The organism is Paenibacillus sp. P3E (assembly GCF_001909045.1).
Taxonomy (GTDB): domain Bacteria; phylum Bacillota; class Bacilli; order Paenibacillales; family Paenibacillaceae; genus Paenibacillus_AQ; species Paenibacillus_AQ helianthi.
On record NZ_LVWH01000031.1, the window covers coordinates 1 to 8967 of the forward strand.

Sequence of the window (8967 nt, forward strand, 5' to 3'; positions counted from 1 at the left end):
ATAATTGATAAATATATAAATAAAATACAAATAACCCCCTCTCGTTTGAAGTTGCTGTTAGAAGGAGGGGACGTCTCGTGCTTAACTCATGTGACGGATATTTTTGTTGGCGGAGAAGCTTTTCCTGACAATTTACTCATTGAGATCAAAAAGCATTCTAATGCAAAACTTTATAATATGTATGGTCCGACAGAAACGACTGTTTGGTCAACCTATGAATTGATAACTGAAAATGTTAAAAAAATAACGATTGGAAAACCAATTGCAAATACAAGTATATTAGTTCTCAATGATGAAAATAACCTCCAACCTATTGGAATTATCGGAGAGATATGTATATCAGGCAGGGGGTTGTCGAGGGGTTATTTGAACAATAAAGAACTTACGGACGAAAAATTCATAAAAAATCCTTATGATTCAGACTTGAAGATATATAAAACCGGTGATTTAGGTCGATTGTTACCTGATGGTAAAATAGAGTTTTTAGGTCGAAAAGATACTCAAATTAAACTAAGAGGTTATCGCATTGAGTTGAGTGAAATTGAAAAAAACATCTTGATGTCGGGACTGGTAAAAGATGCTGTTGTTAGCGTTATTGGAGAAGAACTTTGTGCATTTGTTATTATGAGTGATTCTTCACTTGTATCATATTTGCGAGAATTACTTAGCCAACAGCTGCCAAGCTACATGATTCCGACACGCTTTATACAGACTGAATCTTTTCCACAAACTCCAAATGGGAAAATAAACAAAAAGGCATTGAATTCGATCGCACTGACCCATACTGCCAGCGAAAAAACTGTTGTCAAACCCAATAATGAATATGAAGAAAAACTATTGGGAATTTGGACTGAAGTTCTTGGAGTTAATGATATTAGTGTGGAAGATAATTTCTTTGAGATCGGTGGTCATTCTCTTAATGCTACACATATAAGCACCCGAATTTCTAAATATTTCAACATTCACATTTCTGTATCCGAAGTGATGAAGAACCCTACTATTAAAGCACTTGCTGTAATTATTACACAAAAGGGAAGCAAAGCTTTATTGCCAATCACCAGAATTACTGAAAGCGAATATTATGAGGTTACACAATCTCAAAAACGACTTTATATTATAGAGCAGTCTGAAGGTAGCAAATTAGCATATAACATGCCGATAGCGATTAGATTATCTGGACAAGTAGATATAGTTAAGTTAGAGGAATCTCTCAATACATTGGTCATGCGCCACGAGGCCTTTCGAACCTCGTTCAAAGAGAAAAATGGTAGAATCATTCAGGTTATTGAACCGGAATTTTGTTTTGAAATTAATCAATATAATACGAATGAAGAATCTCTAAGTAATTTACTAGAGGAACTAGTAACCCCATTTGACTTAAGTAAATCGCCATTGTTCCGTGCGTTTTATATTCAAGTAGCTGACGGTAACAGCGTGCTTCTTTTTGACATGCATCATATCATTTTCGATGGTACCTCGTTGAGCTTGATTTTTGAAGAACTTTCGAATTTGCTGAATGATAAAAACTTGCCTAATATTGAAACACAATTTAAAGACTATGTTTACTGGCAAAATCAATTTATGCAAACAGATTTATACAAAAAACAAGAAGAATATTGGTTAGACGTTTTTGCCGATGAAATTTCGAGAGTATCTTTACCTTTAGATTATCCAAGACCATTAGTGGCCACTTTTTCTGGAGACGTTGTAAATGTTAATCTTGGTAAGACCATGACTGAACAGATTAATAAAATGGTCTCAGATACGAATACGACATTATACGTGTTATTCTTATCTGTCTTAAATATTGTGCTCGCAAAATATTCTGAACAGGAAGATATAATTATTGGATCTCCAATTGTTAACAGGTCACATCCTAGTACTCAAAATATTGTGGGCATGTTAACCAATACAATTGCTATTCGAAATAAACCTCAAAAAGATAAGACATTCAATGACTTTTTGAATGAGGTTAAAGAAAATACACTAAAGGCTATTGAAAATCAGGATTATCAGTATTCAGATTTAATCGAGAAGCTTGATATTGTTAAAAAGTATGGGATTAATTCTGTATTTGACGTTTGGTTTGTGTTGCAAAATATGAATTTCTCTTTGGAAATACCAGGCGCAACGTCCGCATACATGAATTTGGAACAGAGGACAAGCAAGTTTGATCTCTTGGTAGAAGCAATTGAAAATAACGGTGAAATTTCAATTGGTTTTAACTTTAATACAAATTTATTTAAGAGAGAGAGCATTGAAACATTCTCCGGCCATTTTTATAAATTGTTGGAATTGATTTCAATGAGTCCTGGGAAGAAAATTGGGAACTACGAGATTCTTAATGATTTAGAACTATTGGAAGTTTACAAAAAGAAAAATTTCAATGTTGCAAATGCAATCTCAAATGCGAAAGATGCACTTTCTGTAGTGATCAATTCAACATTTACTGCAGATCCGATTGCTAATTACATTACGTGGTGGACGAATCATTTTGGGTTAAATGTCTCAACCAAGATCACAGCGTATAATCAGTTTATGCAACATTTACTTAATGAGAGCAAAGATCCAACTAATAGTATTAATATTTTGTTATTTAGATTCGAGGATCTGTTGCGCGATAATAAATCTGATGATATTCAGCAAATAGAATTGTTGAACAAATACTATAGACAATTAGTAGCCATCTTGGCTAATAAACACAAATCAGGCCCGCTTTTTATGGGTATCTTTAAGGTGAATCCTTTATCAAATTTAAGTAGCATGGTTATGAATCACATTGCAAGTCTGAATCGAGAAATGATTCAATCTATCAACAACATGGCTAATGCTTACACGATAGATTTTAGCGTCGAAGATGTATGCTACGCGATTGGTGAACGCTTTGATTTGATCAAGGATAAAAATGCTCATTTACCATTTACAGATGAATATGAAGCTGTGTTGGGAACTATAGTCGCAAGAAAAATAGTAGCTTATGAAAATAATATTTATAAAGTGATTGTGTTGGACTGTGACAATACGATTTGGAATGGCATTTGTGGGGAAGATGGTCCTTTAGGAGTTGCAATCGATGGACCTTATTTAGAGTTGCAGAATTTCATGGTGAAAAAATATCAAGAGGGCTATTTGTTGGCATTGTGTAGTAAAAACAATGAAAAAGATGTGTGGGAAGTATTCGACAGAAATCCGGAAATGGTCCTTAAAAAGGAACATTTTATCACGCATCGAATTAACTGGACGAATAAATCTGCAAATCTGCTCGAAATATCTGATGAGCTAGGGTTTGGCTTAGAAAGCTTTATTTTTATTGATGATAGTAAATATGAGTGTAGTGATGTTATGGCGGCTTGCCCTAAAGTATTGACTCTTAAACTACCTGAGGATAGCCAAGCTATACCATCGTTTATTAATCATGTATGGGCCTTTGATACGTTGGATGTTACAGAAGAAGATAAAAAGCGGAATGCAATGTATATATCTGAAAACAAGAGAAAGGCCATACAAAATACGGTCACTACACTTGATGAGTACCTAATGGAACTTGAACTTGTTGTTAGCATAACAGATACATTGCAAGAGGAATTTTCACGGATCGCTCAATTAACACAAAGAACTAATCAATTTAATTTTAATAAAAACGCAATGACAGAAGATGTGGTTAATAGATATATTTCATCCTTGCAGAATCGCTGTTTTTCCGTGCATGTGAAAGATAAGTTTGGTGATTATGGACTTGTTGGGGCTGTTTTGGTAACACAACTCGGTGAACGGGTTGTTATTAATAATTTTATGCTGAGTTGCAGAGTGCTTGGCAGGGGTGTCGAGAATGCGGTAATTGTATCTGTTCTAAACTTTTATAAAAGTATTGTCAAGATGGAGTTGAAATATAAACGCACTGAAAAGAATGACTTGGTTGCAGAGTATTTAGAAAAAATGAATTACTCGCTTATTGAAGAACATAACGGTGTACAGCATTATGAAATAGATACGTCTGATCTTCCGGCTGTTCCAAAGCATATTACATGTTTATATACAAGAATAGATCAACCACAGCCCAAACCGATTTCTGAGCCTATAGAAAGGCTTCAAATCGATCATATTGGCATAGCTGTGGCAGATATAAACGAAGCGAAATGTTATTATGAGCAACTTGGTTTCAAATGTTCGACAAGTATATATGATGAAAACCAGAATGCAAACTTGCTAATGTGTACAAAGAGTGGTTTCGACTCGATCGAATTAGTTGAGCCTGTAGATCATAATTCACCAGTGTATAACATAATCAATAAAAACGGTGAGATTCCATATCATATTTGTTTTCGCGTGCCTAATATTAAGTGTTTTATTGAAATACTTGAAGAATCTTCTATTGTTTTTGAATCTGTAACAAATGTAAAGCCAGCAATACTTTTTAATCATAAAAATGTTCAATTCATATATTTGAAAAATATGGGACTTATTGAATTATTAGAAGATCCAGATTGCTCTGATGAAAGAATCGTAAATATGAACAATTTGAGGATGGTCGTTCCAGTATTATCAAATTCGGTCGGATTTTTTGAAAGATTCGGCTATAAAGTTGCGATCAATAAGCAAGATACTGTGCACGGAACCTATCACGTAATTATGGCAAAGGAGAACTCCAGTTCAATTGAAATAGTCGTTCCGTCCGTTCAAATTGTTACATATGAGAATGAATTATTGCACAAAAATGGGCCTGGAGTTTCCGGAATCTGCTTTGCGGCCCCTATTATGACCAATCTTGAAGATAAACCCTACATTTACTCATTACAACCAGTATGTGAGACAGATATAGTTTTCTATCAATGGGATGTGTTTTTGAGTAATATAAATGATTTAATGAATAGATCTTATTTCTCACCATTAATGTATCCTACTGCAAAACAACTGCTTCAACTACCTATTTATTCTCTTTTCGATAACTTTAAGAAGTCGGATGGTGAGAAACGTCAACCGGTATCAATAACTCAGAAAAAAGTGATTTCCATCTGGGAAGAAATACTAAGGATTGAATCTATCGGGATTGATGACAACTTTTTTGAAATTGGTGGACACTCTTTAAAAGCTACAAGTCTTGCGTCGTCCATTTACAATATCTTTAACGTTGAAGTCACCTTAAATGATATTTTTAATAATCCTACTGTAAGTTTGTTAAGTAACTTTATTCAGTATCAACTTAATAATGAAGTAACTTCGAACAGAAGTTATTCCCAGGTTACGCCGCAGCCATCTTATATGCATGATCCATTTGGGTTAACGGATGTTCAAACTGCTTATTTACTTGGACGGCAAAGCGATTTTGAAATGGGGGGGGTTTCTACTCATCAGTACGTGGAGATTGAAAGTAGAATGGATATCTCACGACTTAATATAAGTTTAATTCAAGTGATTCAGCGTCATCCTATGCTTAGAGCTGTATTCGATTCTAATGGATCACAAAGGATTTTGCAGAATGTACCTCCATATGCAATCAAGGTCGAGGATTTGGTTTCTCTTGATCATAACACCCAGCAAGAACGCATTTTGAAAGAAAGGGAACGGATGTCACATGCAATATTCGACCCGTCATCCTGGCCTTTATTCGAGTTCAAAGCATTTCGGCTTTCTGAGAATGTACATTATCTTTGTATAGGTATCGACATTCTTGTCGCAGATGCCACTAGCATAGATATAATGGGTAGGGAATTAATGGCTTATTATCAAGATCAGTCCCTTAAACTTCCTGAATTAAATTTATCATTTAGAGATTATATTTTAGCATATAACGAGTTTAAGAAATCTGAAGTCTACGAGTTAGATAGGAAACATTGGATGAAGAAGATTGAAGATTTTCCTTCTGCTCCTTCAATACCGCTTAAAGTCAATCCTGAAACTATAAAGGAACCTAGGTTCCGGACCATTTCCCATGTTATAACGGCCTCTGACTGGAATGAGATCAAGAATAAAGCAAAGATGAAAAATATAACAACCGCAGTACTGTTGGCAACGGCTTATGCGGAGATCTTGGGCTTCTGGAGCAATCAATCCCACCTTGCTCTTAATTTTAGTGTGTTTAACCGGTATCCCGTGCATTCAGAGGTTGGACAAATTGTTGGTGACTTTACATCAGTTCTACTTATTGAAGCAGATTTACGTGAAGGGAAGTCATTCTGGGATCATGCATTTTCCTTGCAAAGGACAATGTTTGAGAGCTTGCAGCATCGGCATTATGATGGCATTAAATTCATTCGAGATTTGGCAGCTCGCAACGGGAGTGGTACAAGAGCTATAATGCCATATGTTTTTACGAATATACTGTCCGATGAAAACTCTTTAGAGAAAATGAATTCTTCGTTCTTATCAGATGACATTAATGTCGTTAAATTTAGTAGCAGTCAAACTTCACAGGTATATCTGGATAATCAAGTGGTAGAAAGTAATGGATCTCTTACGATTCGTTGGGATTATGTAGAGGAATTATTTGATAAGGATATGATCCGCGAAATGTTTGAGGGATACATTAAACGTATTGTTCAAACAGCTACGGATGAGAATGTCGCTACCACTATTATTAATAATGAATTCAATTTTAAGCAAATCGAGCAGTATAACAACACCGGGTATTCCTATTCTTGCAAGACTTTACACAGTCATTTTTATGAGCAGGTAAAAATGACTCCAAATAACATTGCGATAGTAAAGGGACATGAATCTATTACTTATCAGAAACTCGATGAAAGATCGAACCAAGTAGCCAGATTCCTATTGGAAAACAACATTGGAAACGGGGATATTGTGGCTGTCTGGGGTAACCGAGATATAGAAACGATTATAAATTTACTAGCTATCCTGAAGGTTGGTGCAGCATATTTACCAATTGAACCGGATTATCCGGACGATCGCAAGCGTTTAATAATAAGAGATGCTGGGTGCAAGTTTGTTCTGGATGGTTCCACAGATCACGCGATAAAAACATCAGTGTATAGTGATGCTAAAATTATAGACTATGTTAGTCCGGATTCTTTGGCGTATATTATCTATACCTCAGGCAGTACCGGTGTACCCAAAGGTGTAGTAGTCAAGCACAAAGCGGTAGTTAATACAATTTTAGATGTGAATAAAAAATTTGAAGTAACAGAATCAGATCGTATCATTGCATTGTCTTCTCTTTGTTTTGATCTCTCTGTATATGATGTTTTTGGCTCATTACTCTCTGGGGCAACTCTTATATTGGTGCCTGATGTACGAGATACCAAATATGTTATGGAAACGATGCAATTGCACAAGGTTACAGTGTGGAATTCAGTGCCGGCTTTGGCTGATATGATGGTAGACGCTTTCGAAGATGATTATGTAAATACTCATTTAAGAGTAATGTTGTTAAGTGGAGACTGGATCCCTTTAAAACTTCCAAGTCGTATTTCCAAACATTTCAGGAATGCTAATCTTATTAGTTTAGGCGGTGCAACTGAAGCTGCTATATGGTCTATATATTATCCAATAAATGAAGTGGATTTAAACTGGAAAAGTATACCATATGGATATCCGTTGGCAAACCAGCAAGTCTATGTACTAAACTACAATCTTGAATTTTGCCCAATTGGAGTTAAGGGAGACCTCTATATAGCCGGCGAGGGACTAGCGAATGGTTATTATAATGATCCAATTAAAACCCAGGATGCTTTTATTAATCATCCCTCTTTAGGACCCATTTATAAAACAGGGGATCAAGGAGTACTTTGTCACAAGGGCTATATCGAATTTCTTGGCAGAAATGACTCACAGGTGAAAATTAGAGGGTTTAGAATCGAGTTGGGTGAGGTAGAGAACTACATAACAGCTCTATCAGTAATTAATAAGGCTTTAGTCAATTGCTACGAGAACGAACGTGGGATTAAATTGCTGTGTGCCTATTACATCGCGGATAGCCATATTTCAAAAGAAGAGATAAAAGCTCATTTAGAAAAATGCTTGCCTGACTATATGATTCCAACTTATTATATTCAGTTGCAAGAGTTCCCGCTTACCTATAATGGGAAAATTGATAAAAAGTTATTACCGAAACCTGAAAATGAGATGTTCTCAAAGAGAGAAGTCATAGAACCGAGAAATAGTATCGAACAACAAGTGTTGGAGTTTTGGCAGGAACTTTTAGAGAAAACTGATATCAGTATTGATGATAATTTCTTTGATTTAGGTGGGGACTCACTTAAAATTCAACAGCTCGTCAACCGAGTAGATAAATTTTTCAGTAAACGTCTTGCAGTCAGAAAGTTATTTCAGAATCCCACAATTGAGGGGATAGCAAAAGAGCTCTTGTCAGGCAATACGATTGTTTCTGCTATTTCTTCATTAAATTCGGTCTCTGCAAAAATTGTAGAACAAAAAAAATATTGGTGGTCTCCTGTTTTACATTGGTCATTAAATGATGGAAAACTAATTGTCAGAAATGAGAAGTTCGAAAGTGAACTGATTGATATCCTATTCCCGGATTTTTATTTTATGGCGCAGCAGGGGATGAATTTTAACCAATTAGTTGAGGCATTTCCACAAATTGAACCGAGTTCTTTGGAATCCTTTATGACTATGTTGTATTCAAAACAAATCTTAGTAGATTCCTTGCTGTCGGTACACGACTTGTTTCATTCGCAAGGTACTTTATTTCAAAATCATCATGATGATACTATCCTATATGATAATCAGAGTTATCAAAGGTTTAAGACGAAACAATTGCAAAGAACGTATGAGTTCTCGGGAGAAATAACCCAGTTAAAGGGAGATCATAAATTCCCAACATTCCTAACGGAACGGAGAAGTCAGCGAGAATTCAATCAATCTAAAGTAATTAGCAAGGAAACATTTGAAGTTTTATTGTCGTTTTTCAAACATCAGGATATAAATAAAGGAATTAAATATTTATACCCGAGTGCTGGAGGATTATATCCAATTGATATCTATCTATAT

The 8967-nt window shown here is 35.3% G+C and carries 1 protein-coding gene; it reads left to right on the forward strand.

The window, feature by feature from the left end; translation table 11 throughout:
* Nucleotides 1-30 precede the first annotated feature (30 nt).
* Nucleotides 31-8967 (forward strand): non-ribosomal peptide synthetase (locus A3842_RS05145; protein WP_256701518.1); only part of this gene is annotated, 8937 nt, incomplete at its 3' end.